General features: G+C 23.1%; 22 protein-coding genes. 11 read left to right on the forward strand and 11 right to left on the reverse strand.

All coding sequences use genetic code 4. The features are described from left to right. Nucleotides 1-146: 146 nt before the first annotated feature. Nucleotides 147-338 carry a 50S ribosomal protein L28 gene (rpmB, locus tag ABWV63_RS06495; RefSeq protein ID WP_353305684.1) on the reverse strand — a complete coding sequence of 64 codons (192 nt, stop codon included), beginning with the start codon at nt 336-338 and terminating at the stop codon, nt 147-149. A gap of 354 nt (nt 339-692) precedes the next feature. On the opposite strand from rpmB, the gene ABWV63_RS06500 reads away from it, so the two are divergent. From ABWV63_RS06500 to ABWV63_RS06525, 6 genes are all read left to right on the forward strand, one after another. Further along, nucleotides 693-1,052, forward strand: a complete 360-nt coding sequence (locus ABWV63_RS06500; protein ID WP_353305685.1) for an IS630 transposase-related protein — start codon at nt 693-695, stop codon at nt 1,050-1,052. 40 nt (nt 1,053-1,092) lie between these two features. Next, a complete protein-coding gene (locus tag ABWV63_RS06505; RefSeq protein ID WP_353305686.1) occupies nt 1,093-1,581 on the forward strand; it encodes an IS630 family transposase in 489 nt (162 codons plus the stop codon). A gap of 24 nt (nt 1,582-1,605) precedes the next feature. Further along, entirely contained in the window at nt 1,606-2,301 is a 696-nt protein-coding gene (locus ABWV63_RS06510) for an IS1595 family transposase (protein ID WP_353305687.1), read from the forward strand. 291 nt (nt 2,302-2,592) lie between these two features. Next, the gene (locus ABWV63_RS06515; RefSeq protein ID WP_353305688.1) at nt 2,593-2,940 is read left to right on the forward strand and encodes an HPr family phosphocarrier protein; all 348 of its coding nucleotides are present in this window, start codon (nt 2,593-2,595) and stop codon (nt 2,938-2,940) included. A gap of 40 nt (nt 2,941-2,980) precedes the next feature. Next, the gene (gene greA, locus ABWV63_RS06520) at nt 2,981-3,502 is read left to right on the forward strand and encodes a transcription elongation factor GreA (RefSeq protein ID WP_353305689.1); all 522 of its coding nucleotides are present in this window, start codon (nt 2,981-2,983) and stop codon (nt 3,500-3,502) included. 314 nt (nt 3,503-3,816) lie between these two features. Further along, entirely contained in the window at nt 3,817-5,037 is a 1,221-nt protein-coding gene (locus tag ABWV63_RS06525; protein ID WP_353305690.1) for an IS256 family transposase, read from the forward strand. Nucleotides 5,038-5,420: 383 nt separating this feature from the next. Here ABWV63_RS06525 and ABWV63_RS06530 read toward each other — a convergent pair whose 3' ends face one another. After that, entirely contained in the window at nt 5,421-5,588 is a 168-nt protein-coding gene (locus tag ABWV63_RS06530; protein ID WP_353305691.1) for a hypothetical protein, read from the reverse strand. Nucleotides 5,589-5,789: 201 nt separating this feature from the next. Between ABWV63_RS06530 and ABWV63_RS06535 the strand changes: the two genes are divergently transcribed. After that, complete coding sequence (locus ABWV63_RS06535; RefSeq protein ID WP_353305692.1) at nt 5,790-6,227, forward strand: transposase family protein; 438 nt, start codon at nt 5,790-5,792, stop codon at nt 6,225-6,227. 7 nt (nt 6,228-6,234) lie between these two features. Then, nucleotides 6,235-6,642 (forward strand): transposase family protein, encoded by a 408-nt coding sequence (locus ABWV63_RS06540; RefSeq protein ID WP_353305654.1) that lies wholly within the window; start codon nt 6,235-6,237, stop codon nt 6,640-6,642. 245 nt (nt 6,643-6,887) lie between these two features. Here the strand turns inward: ABWV63_RS06540 and asnS are convergent, their stop codons facing one another. Further along, the gene (gene asnS / locus ABWV63_RS06545) at nt 6,888-8,303 is read right to left on the reverse strand and encodes an asparagine--tRNA ligase (protein ID WP_353305693.1); all 1,416 of its coding nucleotides are present in this window, start codon (nt 8,301-8,303) and stop codon (nt 6,888-6,890) included. 184 nt (nt 8,304-8,487) lie between these two features. Between asnS and ABWV63_RS06550 the strand changes: the two genes are divergently transcribed. From ABWV63_RS06550 to tsaE, 3 genes are all read left to right on the forward strand, one after another. Then, a complete protein-coding gene (locus ABWV63_RS06550; protein WP_353305694.1) occupies nt 8,488-8,982 on the forward strand; it encodes a hypothetical protein in 495 nt (164 codons plus the stop codon). Between the two features lie 116 nt (nt 8,983-9,098). Further along, nucleotides 9,099-9,389, forward strand: a complete 291-nt coding sequence (locus ABWV63_RS06555) for a nicotinamide mononucleotide transporter (RefSeq protein WP_353305695.1) — start codon at nt 9,099-9,101, stop codon at nt 9,387-9,389. A 520-nt stretch (nt 9,390-9,909) separates the two neighbouring features. Beyond that, a complete protein-coding gene (tsaE, locus tag ABWV63_RS06560) occupies nt 9,910-10,380 on the forward strand; it encodes a tRNA (adenosine(37)-N6)-threonylcarbamoyltransferase complex ATPase subunit type 1 TsaE (protein WP_353305696.1) in 471 nt (156 codons plus the stop codon). Between the two features lie 40 nt (nt 10,381-10,420). On the opposite strand, the gene ABWV63_RS06565 is transcribed toward tsaE, so the two are convergent. From ABWV63_RS06565 to ABWV63_RS06600, 8 genes are all read right to left on the reverse strand, one after another. After that, nucleotides 10,421-11,779, reverse strand: coding sequence for a rhomboid family intramembrane serine protease (locus ABWV63_RS06565; RefSeq protein WP_353305697.1), 1,359 nt, complete (start codon nt 11,777-11,779; stop codon nt 10,421-10,423). After that, the gene (locus ABWV63_RS06570) at nt 11,779-12,702 is read right to left on the reverse strand and encodes an RluA family pseudouridine synthase (protein WP_353307205.1); all 924 of its coding nucleotides are present in this window, start codon (nt 12,700-12,702) and stop codon (nt 11,779-11,781) included. The genes ABWV63_RS06565 and ABWV63_RS06570 overlap by 1 nt, the downstream gene beginning before the upstream one ends. Next, nucleotides 12,590-13,297, reverse strand: coding sequence for a signal peptidase II (gene lspA, locus ABWV63_RS06575; RefSeq protein ID WP_353305698.1), 708 nt, complete (start codon nt 13,295-13,297; stop codon nt 12,590-12,592). The genes ABWV63_RS06570 and lspA overlap by 113 nt, the downstream gene beginning before the upstream one ends. A 31-nt stretch (nt 13,298-13,328) precedes the next feature. Then, nucleotides 13,329-16,091 carry an isoleucine--tRNA ligase gene (ileS, locus tag ABWV63_RS06580; RefSeq protein ID WP_353305699.1) on the reverse strand — a complete coding sequence of 921 codons (2,763 nt, stop codon included), beginning with the start codon at nt 16,089-16,091 and terminating at the stop codon, nt 13,329-13,331. A gap of 631 nt (nt 16,092-16,722) precedes the next feature. Beyond that, entirely contained in the window at nt 16,723-17,130 is a 408-nt protein-coding gene (locus tag ABWV63_RS06585; protein ID WP_353305700.1) for a transposase family protein, read from the reverse strand. A 23-nt stretch (nt 17,131-17,153) separates the two neighbouring features. Then, nucleotides 17,154-17,411, reverse strand: a complete 258-nt coding sequence (locus ABWV63_RS06590) for a transposase family protein (RefSeq protein ID WP_353305701.1) — start codon at nt 17,409-17,411, stop codon at nt 17,154-17,156. Between the two features lie 338 nt (nt 17,412-17,749). Then, nucleotides 17,750-17,986, reverse strand: coding sequence for a hypothetical protein (locus tag ABWV63_RS06595; RefSeq protein ID WP_174480108.1), 237 nt, complete (start codon nt 17,984-17,986; stop codon nt 17,750-17,752). Further along, the gene (locus tag ABWV63_RS06600) at nt 17,986-18,330 is read right to left on the reverse strand and encodes a hypothetical protein (RefSeq protein WP_353305702.1); all 345 of its coding nucleotides are present in this window, start codon (nt 18,328-18,330) and stop codon (nt 17,986-17,988) included. The genes ABWV63_RS06595 and ABWV63_RS06600 overlap by 1 nt, the downstream gene beginning before the upstream one ends. Nucleotides 18,331-18,344 lie beyond the last annotated feature (14 nt).

Raw genomic sequence — 18,344 nt, forward strand, 5'->3', positions numbered from 1 at the left:
ACTAGAAAAATTATTTCATTTTTATAAAAAATGTAGGTTCTAGGCTATATTATTAATATTTTTAATTTAACATAAAAAATAAAAGAAAAGTATTTCTTTCTTTTATTAGTATTCTTTATTTATATATTTCAAAAGATAAAATAACTTTATTTTTTATTATCTAAAGCATTATTTTTCTTTAAAGTTTTTAAAGTACGAGCACTAATCATTAAAGTTTTTCCACCAATTTTTACTGGTTGTAAGTTTGGATTTCATTTTCTTCTAGAAGAGTTCATCGCATGCGAACGGTTGTTACCAGTTAGTGGACCAATACCACTTAAAACACATTTTCTTGCCATAGTTATTTTCTCCTTATTAATGTTTTAACTAATAAATAATACCATATTTATTTATTTATTTTAAAAAAATTAAAATTTATTTGTAAAAAATTGAATATTTACTAGGACATTATTTTAATAAGAAAAATTTAAATTATATATGGAAATTATCCCCACATGTACTAGTGTGGAGGAAAAAATGAATTGAAATGAATTCAATAGCATATTTCAAAATGAAAACGATTGTTTGAAATATAGCTAACTAAAGTAATGTTTACTCATAAATAATGTAAAATAATAATATGTAATTTAAACAGTTTTTGAATTTAAAAGTATAATTCAGCAATATTTAAAATAGATTAGGAAGATTAAATTATGCCAAAACCATACAGTGAAGACTTACGAAGAAAAGTAATAGAAGCCTATGAAAGTAAAAACATGAAAATTAAAGAAATTTGTAAAGTGTTCAATATTACTAGAAAGACTTTATTCTTATGAAGAAAAAGAAAAAAAGAAACTGGGCATATAAAACCAATTTTGAATTACCAAAAAGGACATAGCCACAAAATAAAGGATTTAGATGAATTAAAAAATTATTTAGCGCAAAATAAAGATGTTACAGTTCAAAAAGTAATTGAAAAATTTGGTGATATGACCAAAGAAACAGTTTATAACTATTTCAAAAAACTAAATTATACATATAAAAAAAACTTTTCTATATGAACAAAGAGATAAAAATAAACAAGAAGATTTTTTAAAAGAAATAGCTAAAATAATGAATGAAGATTTAGTATATATTGATGAATCTGGAATTGCTGATAATGAATTTTATAAATATGGTTGATCTGAAAAAGGTAAAAGATTATTTGATAATAAATCCGCATATAAAATAAAAAGAATGAGTATAATTGTTTCACTAAATAAAAGTAAATTAAAAGCCCTATGAGCATTTGAAGGACATTGCAACAGTAAAATTTTTGAATCATATGTAAAAAATATACTAATTCGAGTATTAAAGCGTGGACAAATTATAGTTTTAGATAATGCAACGTTTCATAAATCTAAATTAACACAACAATTAATTGAATATGATGGATGCAAACTATTATTTCTTCCACCATATTCTCATAATTTAAATCCAATTGAACATTTTTGATTTGCTATAAAACATAATATAAGAAAAATATTACCAAATTATTGACCAAATATTAAAAAAGCGATTGATTTTGTTTTTCAATATATGAGTAAACATTACTTTATTTAGCTATATATAGCGAAGTTGAAAGTAATGAAATGTATCAGGTGTGCTTCTTCTAGTTTGAATGTTTCTGATTTGAGAAGAATAAGATGTTTCAAATGTCATCAAACATTTAGTATTCTTCATGACACCATTTTTCACAAGTCACAAACACCTTTGACATCTTGGTTTTATCTCATCTTTAGATGAATAAACACAAAGCATGGTATACCATCAACAGATGTTGCAAGGGAATTGGGTGTGACATATAAAACAACTTGAAGAATGGGTCATGAAATCAGAACTAGAATTTGGAATCAAGATGCAGGGTTCATTGATGATGGCACAGCACAGATGAATGAAATGTATCTTTCACATGTAGGTTTTAAAAAACAAGGATCTTCCTTGTTTTTTAAAAAATTGATTGTTGGAGTTTATGAGAAAACCAGCAACAAACTAATTGTGAAAGTATTGAAAAAAGCAGATGAGAAAAACCTTTTATGATTTGCATTGAAACGCATTTCTACTGGGTGTTGTCTATTTACGGATTCTTGGAAGGGATATGGAAGTTTCAAAAACTTCTATCACAAACATGAAATCGTAAATCATGAAGTTGGGTATGTGTCATCAACAGGTGTAAAAACAAACCAGATTGAATCTGCATGAAAACACATCCGACGAACTTTCCGAACACACATAAAAGTTTCAAAACACAATATTCATTTATATGCAAAATTAAATTGGTAATGTTTAGTAATCTGTGTAACTTAGTGATTTTACAACTAAAATTTATTTAAAAAACACAGTTTTTAGGAAAGTCCCTATAAAGATACCTAGTTTTGAAACTATAATTTTGTGTTTGATTTAGATACATGGGGGGATAATTTCCTAGATAGGATTTTATCTCCATTTATGTGATAAAATTTAAAAATAGTACATAAAGGGATAAAAGCCTTATATATTTTTTTTAAAAAAATAAAAAATATGTTATAAATAAACTATATTATACAAATTTTTAAGAAATCTTGGAGGAAAAAAATGAATTCTATTATTTATGCTGTGCAAATTGATGATGAAAAAAAGATTGGTTTACATGCACGACCAATAGCCAAAATTGCAGTTGCTATTAGTAAGTATAAAAATATTGAGGTAGAAGTCATTAAATTACCTGATAATGCAGATATTACGAAATCAGTAAAACTTACTGGTAATGAAACTAAAGTTAAAGCTAAGTCAGTTCTTAATTTTCTAGGTTTACAAGCAAAAAATTTTAGTAAAATTGCTTTTATTATTACAAAAATGGATGAGAAAGAAGAAGATAAAAAACTTGAAGAAGTTAAATGAGAAATTATTTCTTTATTAAAAGAAGAAAAATTAATAAAGTAAATGGTTTTAAAATATTAAATTATATAAATGGAGGCATTTAATGAGCGAAATTAACAAAAATAAAGAAATAATAATTTCAGAACAAGGTTTAGAAAAGTTAAAAACTGAATTATATAAACGAATTAATGTTGAACGTGAATCAATAAAAGAACGATTAAAAGCAGCTAGGGCTGATGGTGATTTATCAGAAAATGCTGATTATACTAGTGCGCGTGAAGAGCAAGGCAAAAATGAAGCACGCATTCAAGAACTTGAAACGATTATTACTAGTGCTGTTATTCTTGAAGAACAAAAACAACGTAAAAATAGTAATATCAAAGCAGTTCGTGTTGGTAGTTGAGTAACAATTGTAAAAATTAAAGATGGTAAAATTGTTAATGAAACAAAAGAAAAATTTAAAATTGTTGGAAGCATTGAAAGTAATCCATTTGAAGGATTAATTTCTAATGAGTGCCCATTAGCGGTATCAATTATGAATTGTGTTGTTGGTGATATTGTTGATATTAAAGGTATTAAAGAAACATATAGGGTAAAAATTATAGAAGTAAAAAATAAATTATAAGTTTTGTTTTCTTTAGTATCTAAATTACTTTAGACATATTCCGTAAATAAATTTAATCAATTGTCAATAATAATATTTATAAATTTTTTAGTGTTAATAATTATAGAAGTTAATATTTTTAAAAAAATACTTTAAAAATAAATTTATATTTCAAACACAAAAATTGTTAATATTATTTTTATATTAACTTGATAAAAATTTAAATTTTTAAAAAAATATTGGTAATGTTTAGTAATCTGTGTAACTTACAAAAATAACTATGTTTAATTAATTCTAGTAAATAAAATTAAATAAATAGAAAGAGTGAGTTACTTATGTATAAACAAAATATTAATAATAATGATCCAATATCAAAAGCAGTAGATTTATTACTAGAAAATACTGAAGATTTAACAACATTTTTTAAAGAGGGAGGCTTATATAAAGAATTAACAAAAAGATTAGTTGAAAAAATGTTGAATTCTGAAATTAAAAATTATTTAGGATATGAAAAAAATCAACATAATAATAGTGATAATGCTCGCAATGGTATAACTTCAAAAAAATTAATAACTCAACAAGGTAAAATTGAGATTAATGTACCACGAGATCGTAATAGTAATTTTGAGCCAGTAATAGTTGCAAAAAGACAAAGAATATTTGATGGTTTTGATCAACAAGTTCTTTCATTATATGCCAAAGGCATGACTTTATCAGATATTAGAATACAGTTACAAGAGTTATATCATGGTGCTGATATTAGTGAAAGTGTTATTAGCCAAATTACTGATGATGTTATTGATGATGTTAAAGCATGACAAAATCGGCCATTAGAAAGTGTTTATCCGATTGTTTATTTTGATTGTATAGTAGTTAAAGTACGACAAGATAAACTCATTATTAACAAATCAGTTTATATAGCACTAGGAGTTGATTTAGAAGGTAAAAAAGATGTTTTAGGCTTATGAATTAGTGAAAATGAATGTTCTAAGTTTTGATTATCTAATTTCACAGAAATGAAAAATCGAGGCTTAAATGATATTCTTATTGCTTGTAGTGACAATTTAACAGGAATGTCAGAAGCAATACAATTAGTTTATCCTAAAACCGAACATCAATTATGCATAGTTCATCAAATTAGAAATAGTTTAAAATGTGCTTCATACAAACATAGAAAACCACTAGTTACAGATTTAAAACCAATTTATAGTGCATGTAGTGAAGAACAAGCGATGCAAGCTTTAGAATCTTTTGAAAGTAAATGAAATAAACAATATCCTCAAATTGCTAAATCATGATATAAAAATTGAGATAATTTAATGGTTTTTATTAGTTATTATGCAGAAATCAAAAGAGTGATTTATACAACAAATGCTATTGAATCTGTTAATAGTCAATTACGAAAAGTTATTAGAAATAAAAAAGTTTTTCCAAATGATATGGCAGTTTTTAAAATATTTTACTTAGCAGTTGAAAATATAACAAAAAAATGAACACTGCCCATTCAAAATTGAAATACAGCAATTGCTGATTTTATAGACATATTCCGTAAATAAATTTTTTAAAAGTCAATTAATGATTTAAAATTTATTTACGGAATATGTCTTTTGTTGTTTGATTTTTTCAAAATTATTATCTGGGATTTTTAAGCAATCATTTAGTAATTCTTTTATGTTAGAATTTTCAATATTAAATTTTTCAAATATTTCTTTTAAAGAAAGTTTAGTTTCAAAGTATGTTTCATCATTTTTAATATTTACACCTTCTTTAATAATTTTATTTTTTAAGTCATTTATTTCAGTTATATATGATGAATTTGGTAATTTTTTTTATTAATTTCAAATTTTGGTAAATTAAAAGTTGCTGTTATTACTCATGGGATATCTATTTTTTTAGATGCAACTGCATTATGGTAACCATTTTTTAAAAATTATTGTAATTATTTAGAAAAAATGGTTACTTTTGAACTATTGTAAATTGAATGTTGAACATTAATTAGATCTTTTTGATTATAATCAATCATTATTTCTAAATTTAAACGTTTACTTTTTAATTTAAAAGTATTATTTTTTAATATTGTTTTTATAATTTCATATGGTTTTGGCATATAAATATCCTTTCTTTTTTTAACTTATTAATAATTATTTAATACTAAATTAATTATATATTATGTTGTATTTTAATGTAGTAATAGGAGTTTTAAATAACATTAGACATATTCCGTAAATAAATTTTTTAAAAGTCAATTAATAATTTAAAATTTATTTTATAATTTCTTTATTAATAAATTAATAAGGTGTTGATAAAAATGAATTTTGAAAATTTAAAAAAATTAAAAAATGAACAATTTTATAGATATTTTGGTATAAAACGTTTTCATTTTGATGAAATGTTAACAAAATTAATTGAAATAGAAAATTTAAAAAAAACTAAAGGTAGAAAATATAAACTTTCAGTTGAAGAAAGATTGATGATGACTTTAGTATACTGAAAAGAATATTATACTTTTTTCCAAATGAGTATTAAATATAAAATGAGTGCATCAAGTTGTTTTCGAAATATTACTTGAGTAGAAAATAAACTTAGTGATGACAAAGATTATCAGTTTTTAAAAACAAAATATAAATCAAAAATTGAGAAAAAACAAGAAGATTTAAATGAATTTCAATTTTATTTAATTGATTCAACTGAAATTGAAATTGAAAGACCAACTAAAAAAACTACAGTTAGAATATTTTTCTGGTAAAAGTTGAATGTTTTCTATAAAATTTCAAATTATATATGACTTTTTTAATAAAAAAATTGTTGATATTTTTGCTGATAATGGAAAAGTACATGATTTTCAAATATTAAAAAATTCAAATCTTGAATTTTCAGAAAAAACAATAATTATTGGTGATTTGGGCTATCAAGGAATACAAAATATTTATAAAAATACTATATTACCAATTAAAAAAACTAAAAATAAAAAATTAACTAAACAAGAAAAAATCTACAATAAAATTATTTCAAAAATTAGAATTAAAGTTGAACATGTTTTTGCTTGATTAAAAAGATTCAAAATTTTAATAAATAAATGTAGAAAAAGTATATTTAGACTTATGTACTTAAGATTTAACTTACTTTGTGAAATTTTTAATAAAACAAAACCATTAAAATAAAAAAATATTAAAAATATTTTTTTAAAAATTTAAATTTTTATCAAGTTAATATAAAAATAATATTAACAATTTTTGTGTTTGAAATATAAATTTATTTTTAAAGTATTTTTTTAAAAATATTAACTTCTATAATTATTAACACTAAAAAATTTATAAATATTATTATTGACAATTGATTAAATTTATTTACGGAATATGTCTATTATAAGTTTAATTTAAAAAGATATTATTAAAATATTATTATTTTAGAATAATAAGTTATTTGGTGTACGAGGAAAAGGAATAACATCTCTAATATTATTAATACCCGTAATAAACATTAAAAATCTTTCTAGACCTAAACCAAAACCAGCACTTGGTGCATATCCATATTTTCTTAAATCAAAATATCATCGTAGATCATTACCTTCAATTTTGAATTGGGTTTTATTTTTTAGTAATTGTTCATAATTATCTTCACGAACAGAACCACCAATTAATTCACCAATCCCTGGCGCTAATAAATCCATAGCTGCCACTGTTTTTTGTTGTGGATGATTACTATCAATTGGATTAAGTTTCATGTAAAAAGCTTTGATGGTTTGTGGATAGTTAATAACAAAAGTTGGTTGTTTAGTTATTTCTTCGCATAAATATCTTTCATGTTCTGATTGTAAATCAATCCCTCATTTAATTTCATTAAATTCAAATTTTTTTCCTTTTTTTTGTGCATTTAAAAGTAATTCAATGACTTCTGTATAAGTAATAACTTTAAAATCAGAGTTAAAATCGGCAATTTTTTCTAATTTTTCAATTAGTGATTGTTCATTTTTAGTTTCTTGTTTTTGTTCTAAGAATTTTAATTCAGAATTACAATTATTTAGAACATCTCTAATAACGGTTTTTATTAGTTTTTGGGCTAGTATAATATTATCTTGTAGATTACTAAAGGTAAATTCTGGTTCTACCATTCAAAATTCTGCTGCGTGACGTGTAGTATTAGATTTTTCGGCACGAAATGTTGGCCCAAATGTGTAAACTTTTTGTAAAGATTGAGCGTAGGCTTCAGCATTTAACTGACCACTAACAGTTAATGAGGCTTTTTTCCCAAAAAAATCCTTTTCATATTTATCATTAGTTATAGTAGTGACAATAAAATTTTCACCAGCACCTTCAGCATCATTAGCTGTAATAAGAGGACTATGTAGGTAAATAAATTGATTATCATGGAAAAATTTATGAATAGATCATGATACTTGATCACGAATTCTAAATAATGACAAGAAAGTATTAGTGCGAATACGTAAGTGTGCGTGTTCACGAAGAAATTCATTTGTATGTTCTTTTTTTTGGATTGGATAATCATTAGCGCATATGTTGTAGACAGTAGCAGTAATTACTTTTAGTTCAAATCGTTGTTTCGTATTTGGTGTTAAAATTAAATTGCCAGTAATATTAACAGCACTACCGGTAGTAACATTAGTTAAATTGTTATTATTTTCTAAATTTGGATCATATACTACTTGTAAGTTATTAATTGAAGAACCATCGTTTAAATCTAAAAACCCAACTTTTTTACTATTTCGATTAGAACGAACCCAACCGTTAACAGTTACTTGTGTTGGTATTTTTTTAGTTTTATCGTTACTATTAATAAATAAATTATTAATTGTGTAAATCATTATTGTTCCTCCTATTTATTTTTATATAATAAATAAATTATATATTAACTATTATCTTAGCAGTAAATTATTTATGATTTTTTTCATTAATATTTGGGATAAATTTTATTTTTAGTTAGTATAAAATTTGAAATTCAATTTTAAGTTAATGTTATAATATTACTTATAGTAAAGGGGGTTTATTATGGGCAAATTTTTAAAGTTAATTACTAATAGCTTTATGACAGGTGTTAGTGAACCATGTTGTAATAATGAAGGATTTGCAGTTTTACCTTTTGTATATAAATATAATCAATATTGATTTTTATTAATGAAAGAAAAGAATCCTTTATTTGAAAATAAAAAGATATCATTTTTTAGTACTCTAACAGGTGGTTGTAAATTAGGTAAATCATCACTAGAAACTGTTAAGAATGAAATTTTAGAAGAGACAGGAATTAATATTAGCAGTTTAAAACTTGATTGTATTTATAGACTTGGTAGTTATTATGCTAATAAAACTTCAATAAAAATATGACATTTTTATGCTGTTGATTTATCTAGTTTGAATTTAGATTTAAAGTTAAGTTATTTTGGTAAAGGTGATGGTAGTATTGGTGAAAATGGTATTAATGGTATTTTTATTAATGAGAGTGAACTAGATAAAGTTAAAAGGAAGAAAATATGTTTAAAGATATAAAATTTAAATTTATAAAAAGAAAGAAAAATATAAAATAATTTTTATTATCAATACCCAAAGATCTTAATAAAATTCCATTTTCCGCTAAAGTAGATATTATTTGTTTAGGAATTTTTATGTTATGAAATACATTTTTTGATTTGAATCATTTTATTAATCCTAATTTATATCCTTCGGTCTGAACTATTGTAAATCGTCAAGATTATCATCCTTGACAGCAAGTATTATTATTCTTAAATGGTATTGCTGCTTTTACTAATGTTATTTGTATAATTTTAATTTCGTTTGGTAAAATTTCTAATTTTTTTTGAGGTTTTTTTGCTGTTAGTATTTATGGTTGTATTGCTTTAGTTTGAGATTATGTTGGTGATATGCAGTTGAATTTATTTTTCTTTTTTCCTTTTTAATTTATTGGCTATAGTTTATGGGAATTTCATTTAGATTAACAACAAGAAATAATTTATAAACGTTTAAATTTAAAAACAAGTATTGTTACTATTTACTTTGCAATTGTTTTATCAGTATTTTTTTATTTTGAAATTCCTATTTTCGGGACTTTCCTAAAAACTGTGTTTTTGAAATAAATTTTAGTTGTAAAATCACTAAGTTACACAGATTACTAAACATTACTGAATTTTCACGTGTAATTTTAGGTAAATATGATTTTGATGGTAATACTTTTCAACAAGTTTTACCACATATTCTAGATTAATTAACTAATTATTTAATTATTGTTGCACAAATAATAATGTTATTACTTTTTCGTGAACAATGAATTTTTGTAAGAAGTAAAGAAAAAGTGGTAGTTAAAAAAGAAACATATGAACATTAATATCTTTTAAATAAGAAAAATAATAATTTAGAAAATAAGTTATTTTTTTGTATAATAGTTTGTAAAGTATAAAATAATTATCAAAGAAGGTTATTATGAAAAAGAATGTATATATATTAAAAAATTTAGATGACACTAATGCTCTTGCCAAAATAATTGCTAAAATTGCTAAACCAAATTTAATTTTATTATTAAATGGTCCGCTTGGTAGTGGTAAAACGCAAATTACTAAATTAATTGGTAATTTACTTGGAGTTAAAAATATTATTAATTCACCAACTTTTATTATTTGAAATAAGTATCAAACTAAATATGAATGAAATTTCATTCATATGGATGCTTATCGTTTAATTAATCCTCATTTAGAAGAATATTATGAAATAATGATGAATAATTTTATGATAATTGAATGATCAGAAAGATTAAAAATTAATTTTAATAATTATTCATATATTGCTATAGATTTTAAAATTATTGATATTAATAGTAGGCAAATAGTTATTAATCCTAATCTTCTTACAAAAGAGGAAGAAAAGTATTTATTTGACGCATTAAAAAAAATATAGAATTTTATTTATAAAAAAAGTAGGAAAAATCCTACTTTTTTTATAATTGTATATGAAAGTAATTAAGCATAATACTATTAATAGTACTTTGACTAATTAAACCAATTTTTTGATATTGTTTTAATACTTCTAAAGTATAGTTATTATCATCAACAGGATAATAATTATTTAAACCTCAAAGTAAACCAGCAAATAATACTAATGAACCAATAGCAATTGGACTAAAAGCATAATACACAGTTATTTTACGATTATTATATCCGATTAAAGAAGCAAATAATCATCCTGTGACAAAAGCAATCATTCAATATAATAATGTCACTACTTGTTGATCAGTTATAAATCAAAATATTAGCATTAATAAAATAGTTGTAAAGAAACGATTCATAATTGGAGTTTTAAATAATTTATAATTTCAAATGAAAGGCAACATTGCTCCTAATGAAATTACAGGAAAAACTCAAAATCCTGACATGATATTAATATTATCAAAAACACTTTGTAAAATACCGGTTAGAATCATTGCGCCAATTCAAATGAAAATTGCTTTTCATCATCCATAAAATCCTTCAACAAATCTTCCAACATGATAAAACATTCAAAGTGAAAATATTAAATTAATAGGAGCTGAAGGATTTATATCATTACCAGCAAATGGATAAATTAATCACCTTCAATATTGATAAGCGCCAAATATTAAGTTATGATAATTGGCACCAAAAAGCAAATGTTGTTGTTTATAATCTAATGCTAATCAATCATCTTGACTAAGATTTATAATTACTAGAAAAACAACAAGTGTAATAATAGGAATTATAAAAAGAAATCAGGTAACTGCCAAATTAGCATTAGTACATTTTTTTAATGTTTCGCTTAAGTAACGACGGTTTTGAAAATTAACTTTTTTCCAATTATCACTTAAAGTTCCAGCACTATTATCTTCATTAGTATCTTCATTATTTTCAGTTTCAGTTTCAAGTTGGGGTAAGTCTACCTTAATAAATTTAGTAATACTAGGATAAAATTTAGATAATTCTTGAACGATTTTATCACTAGTAGCAACAATAACATCAACTGCTGGTGACCTTCGATTTTCGTTTTGGTTATCATCATTTAAGATAACCATTAAATAACGAATATCTTTAACACCTTCATCTGCTAATTGTTTATGTAAAATTTCATAAACTTCATCTTTGTTTTTTAAATGGTGAGGATTAAAATTATTTTCTTTAATAATTTTAATGATATGATAAGTATTACTATCTTTATTAGTTAGATATACTTCACCTTTAACATGTAGTTTTAATTCTTTAGGAACATTAAATGGTCGATAATCTTGATGACTAATAAAATAATCAACTAATTGTAAACCTAAAATATCTAGAATATTATCATCCATTATTTAACACTTTCCTTTCGTAATAATTGTAATTTATTTTCAAAAAAATCAGGTAAGTTACACTCAAAAGTCATAACTTTTTTAGTTGTGGGATGAGTAAAAGTAATGACTTTAGCATGTAAGTATTGTCCAATATTAGCATTTTCCAATTTAAATTTGCTGTATAAAGGGTCATTTACAATTGGATGTTCAATTCACTCAAAATGAACACGAATTTGGTGTGTTCGACCAGTTTCTAATTGACATTGAACTAAAGTATAGTCTTTAAATCGCTCAATAACTGTAAAATGAGTAGTTGCTTTCTTACTATTTTGTTCATTGACCATCATTTTTAGACGATTATTATTGCTTCTAGCAATAGGTGCTTTAATGGTTCCTGATCTACCTTTAATTGTACCATGAACTAATGCAATATAAATTCGTTTAATTTCATGTTTTTGTAATTGTTCTGCTAAAATATGATGACTAATTTTATTTTTAGCCACTAATAATAATCCTGTCGTTTGTTTGTCAATACGATGAACAATGCCTGGACGTAAATTATTTTCTTCAATATTTTCAATTTTAGATTGGAATAATAATCCGTTAACTAAAGTATTATCTCAATTACCTGCTCCTGGGTGGACAACCAAATTATTAGGTTTGTTAATAACAAGAATTTCATTATCCTCATAAACTATTTCAAAATCAATTGCAGTTGCTTTTAAAGTGTTATCTTTGTCATTTTTAATAATAATATTTATTTCATCATTATTTTTTAATAATAAGTTAGCTGATGAAATAGTTTTATTATTAACTATTACTTGCCCATTAGTGATTAAATTTTGGATAAAATTTCGTGAATAATGATGTTCTGTTAATACCATCGCTAAATATTTGTCGATGCGGATATTTTTGTTTTCATGATATTTTAGTTTTATCATCTTTTGATTTTCTGTCATTGATGATTGTTGTAAATGTTCCATTGTTGACTTCATTATTGTGTTCTCCAAACTTTTCTTGATAGGCATTAATTATGGTTCCAATAATTATTTGTAGAATAATAATTGTGATACCAATGGTAATGAATATATCCGCAGTATTAAAAATAGTATATGGTGGGAATAGTTGTCATAATAAAAAGTCAATAACACCGCCTTTGTGTAAAAATCTATCTGTTAAATTACCGATTGTTCCTGCAATAACAAAACTGAGACCTAGTGCTCTGTTAATAGATTTAGTAAATAATAGTCAGGTGCTACTAGCAATTGCTACTAGAAAAGCAAAAGTTATTAGAAATATTCTTTGATTTTGAAAAAAACTAAAAGCAGAACCATAATTAATAATAAATTTTAAATTAATAAATCAAGGTATAAATTTATATTCTTCACCAGCTTTTATTCCATTTTGTACTGCTAATTTTATCATTTGATCAGTGACAATTAGAATAATAATTGCGCAAAAACAAATTATTTTAGTTAATCATTTTCAATCACGTGTTTTTAAATGATTTTTAATTGCTAATCAAGAAAATTCCATAATTACTTCTTTCTAAACTAATATTAGTTATTTACATTATTAAAGATAACACTTCAAAACAACGATTACAAACATCTTCTTTTGTTTCATTAACAATTAATCAACAGCGAGGACATTTAGTACCATCTTTTGTTTTAACATTAATAGTTCAATCATTAACGTTGCTATTATTATAATCAATATTAACTTCACTAACAATTAATAATTGTGCTAATTCTTTTTCATCAATTGTTGATAAGATATTATGATTATCTTTAAAAATAATAGTTACTATTGTTTCTAGGGCTGTTTTAACAATTTTGTCTTTTTTAGCTTGTTCAATAACTTTATTAACTTCATTTTTAAAGTTAATAAAATATTCTCATTTTTCCATTAGTTTTGTTGCTTTGTTTAAATTTCATGGTTGTGGAAATTTTTTTAAATGAATAGAATCACTACTTGTGTTTAAATCTTTTTTAGTTAAACTTTGGAATGCTTCTTCAGTAGTGTGTGGTAAAATAGGGGCTAATAAACCAATTAAAGTTTTTACTATTAAAAACATTGTTATTTGTACTTGTTTTCTTCTAATGTCATTTTTGCTATTAACATATAAAATATCTTTAGTAAAATCACAATAAAAAGCAGACAAATCATTAGTAACAAAATTTAAAATTAAATGATAGATAGTATTAAATTGGTAAGTTTGATAATTTTCATTAATTTTAATCACTAATCCGTTTAATTTATTTAAAATATATTGATCAACTTCTGATAAACTATTAATAATTTCTTCTTGTTGTTTATTTTCAATAGTTTTGATATCTAAATCAAATAAATTACCTAGTAAGAAACGAAAAATATTTCTGATTTTACGATAGTTTTCACTAACTTGTTTTAAAATTTCAGTACCAATTCTTGTATCATCAGTAAAATCAACACTGGCTACTCATAATCGTAAAATATCAGCACCATTAGTATCACAAATTGATTTAACACTAATAACATTACCAATTGATTTTGACATTTTATTGCCTTTAGCATCAGTTACAAAACCATGTGCTAACAAGTTTTTATATGGACTACTATTATTAGTAATAGTTCCTGTTGTTAAACTTGAATTAAATCAACCACGAAATTGATCATTACCCTCCAAATATAAATCTGCTGGTCAAGGTAAATTATTATTTTTAATAACTGCTAAGTGGGAAACACCACTATCATATCAAACATCCATGATATCTTGTTCTTTATAAAAAATACCATTTGGGCTATCTTTATGTTGATATTTAGGTGGTAATAAATCTTTTGCTTCTTTTTCAAATCAAATATTTGAACCATGTTTAGCAAATAAATCAGCCACATGATTAATAAGGTTTATATCCATGATTGGTTCTTTTTTTTTAGTGTAAAAAATTGGAATTGGTAATCCTCAAGCACGTTGACGAGAAATGCATCAATCATAGCGATTATTTGTCATTAATAACATTCTTTTTTTTGCTCATTCAGGAACAAAATTTACTTTATTAATATTTTTAGTAAGTAATGGTTTGATTTTTTCAATAGCGATAAATCATTGTAAAGTAGCACGATAAATAACGGGTTTTTTAGTTCGTCAATCATGTGGATATTGATGTTTAAATCATTTCATACCAATTAATGTACCATTATTTTTTAAGCGCTCAACAATAATTTTATTAGTATCATCATAAAACTTATTGACTAATTGTTCATCATTGATTTCTGCTGTAAATTGACCTTGATCATTAATTGGACAAAGAATTTTGATATTATGTTTTAATCCTAAATCAAAATCTTCTTCACCAAACGCTGGAGCAGTATGAACAATTCCAGTTCCATCATTTATAGTAACATGAGAACCATGAACGATTGGGGTTTTTCTTTGATATAATGGATGTAATGCTGTTAATCCAATTAAATCTTTACCAGAAATTGTTTTAACAATTGTAAAATCGGTGATGTTGTTTGCTTTAGTAAAAGAATCAATCAATGGTTGTGCAATAATATATTGTTGTTCATTAGTCTTAATAATACTATATATAAATTCTTCATTTACTGCTAACATTTGATTGCTAGGAATGGTTCATGGCGTTGTTGTTCAAATTACTAGCGAGGTAGGTAAGTTAAATATTTTTTTTTCATCATTTAGTAAAAAGGCAACATAAATAGCAGCACTAGTTTTTGTTAAATATTCAACTTCAGCTTCAGCTAAGGCACTTTCACTTGATGGTGATCAATATACAGGATATAAATTACGATATACTAGTTTTTTTTCTACCATTTTAGAAAAAACTTTAATTTGTTCAGATTCATATTTTTTATCATAAGTAACATAATGATCTTTAAAATCTGTTAATAATCCTAATGTTTTAAATTGATTAATTTGATTAGCAACTTGCAGTTCTACATATTTTTGACATTGTTTTCTAAAATCTGATACTGCTATTTTTTTACGATTAATTCCTGAGTTAGTAACTGCTGTTTCAATAGGTAAACCATGCGTATCTCAACCTGCAATATAGGGTGTATAATAATTGCTACTATTATAATAGCGAACAATAATATCTTTTAAAATTTTATTTAATGCATGTCCTAAATGTAGATCACCGTTAGCATATGGAGGTCCATCATGAAGGATAAAAGTTTTCGTAGATTTTTTATTTTTGTTAATTAGTTGTTGATATATTTTTTGGTCTTGTCAATATTTTTGTAGTTGTGGTTCTTTTATAGTTAAATTAGCACGCATTTCAAAGTTAGTTTGAGGCATTAATAATGTATCTTTATAGTTTTTATTCATGTATATTATTCTCCTTTAAAATAACAAGTTTTATTTGTACTAATTATTCTTTTTTATTCTTAAATTATTATACTAGTAATTACTTGAAATTTGTATAATATTTACTTTATTTTAATAATAAGATTTTATAAAACTTAAAAGTTAAAAATATTACTTTTAGTGAGTATTATTTTATAATAAAGTATAAACTTATTAAAGTTTATAAAAAATATTTTTTTAATAATGTTAAAAAAGAGGTTAATGAATAATGTCAAAAATTTTTATTTCATATCATCATTTAAGAGAACAAAAAGCAAAGGATAAATTATCAGAATTAATTTTGGAATGTTATGGATAATATTTTGAAGTGAAAGACGTATCTGTAAAACTAGATGATATTGATCCGCAATTGCCTCCTAAAAAGATATTTAAAACTATTAGAGAAGAGTATAGACATATTCCGTAAATAAATTTAATCAATTGTCAATAATAATATTTATAAATTTTTTAGTGTTAATAATTATAGAAGTTAATATTTTTAAAAAAATACTTTAAAAATAAATTTATATTTCAAACACAAAAATTGTTAATATTATTTTTATATTAACTTAATAAAAATTTAAATTTTTAAAAAAATATTTTTAATATTTTTTTATTTTAATGGTTTTGTTTTATTAAAAATTTCACAAAGTAAGTTAAATCTTAAGTACATAAGTCTAAATATACTTTTTCTACATTTATTTATTAAAATTTTGAATCTTTTTAATCAAGCAAAAACATGTTCAACTTTAATTCTAATTTTTGAAATAATTTTATTGTAGATTTTTTCTTGTTTAGTTAATTTTTTATTTTTAGTTTTTTTAATTGGTAATATAGTATTTTTATAAATATTTTGTATTCCTTGATATCCCAAATCACCAATAATTATTGTTTTTTCTGAAAATTCAAGATTTGAATTTTTTAATATTTGAAAATCATGTACTTTTACATTATCAACAAAAATATCAACAATTTTTTTATTAAAAAAGTCATATATAATTTGAAATTTTATAGAAAACATTCAACTTTTACCAGAAAAATATTCTAACTGTAGTTTTTTTTAGTTGGTCTTTCAATTTCAGTTGAATCAATTAAATAAAATTGAAATTCATTTAAATCTTCTTGTTTTTTCTCAATTTTTGATTTATATTTTGTTTTTAAAAACTGATAATCTTTGTCATCACTAAGCTTATTTTCTACTCAAGTAATATTTCGAAAACAACTTGATGCACTCATTTTATATTTAATACTCATTTGGAAAAAATTATAATATTCTTTTCAGTATAATAAAGTCATCATCAATCTTTCTTCAACTGAAATTTTATATTTTCTACCTTTAGTTTTTTTTAAATTTTATATTTCAATTAATTTTGTTAACATTTCATCAAAATGAAAACATTTTATACCAAAATATCTATAAAATTGTTTATTTTTTAATTTTTTTAAATTTTCAAAATTCATTTTTATCAACACCTTATTAATTTATTAATAAAGAAATTATAAAATAAATTTTAAATTATTAATTGACTTTTAAAAAATTTATTTACGGAATATTTCTAATGAATCTACTACATAAGAATTTAATTAAAATTCATAATTTCTAATTTTAATTTTTTCCTTTTAGATTTATTTGTTCTCCTTTAATTTTCTAATTTTTTAATTGTTACTTTAATTCAACCTTGATAAACATCATTATCACCAACTATTAATGCAACATTGCTTTCTGGGTCAGAAACAATTATGTGTTTTGATTTAACATTTGGGTATTGTCTTAAAATAATTGCTCTAATATCATTACTTGTATGAATTGCTTTTGGAAATGGTGATAATATTTCAATTTCATCTTTATTTTCAAATAAAGTAGGTAATATTATCATTAATCAAAGTATCCTTCATTAATATAAATCTGAAGATTAAATAAAACACTTTCTTTTCCTGATTTAAATGAATCACTAGAATTAGATTCTTTATTTTCTTTTAGAGTTGTTATAATAAAATTAATTAATTTTTCCTTATTAATACAATTTTTATGCCTTGATTTATTAATTTCATCAACTTTAATTCTATGTTCTTTACAATATGCTCTACAATATTTATCAAATTGCTCATCTGTCATATTTTCACATTGTCTTTGTCTTTGTTCATTTTTAATTTCATCATAATGTGGTTCATGAATAAATTTTTCAAATGTTATTGTTTCAGTTCATGTACATCTATTCATTACTTATTCTCCTT

The organism is Spiroplasma ixodetis (assembly GCF_040369795.1).
Lineage (GTDB): Bacteria > Bacillota_I > Bacilli_A > Mycoplasmatales > VBWQ01 > Spiroplasma_E > Spiroplasma_E ixodetis_B.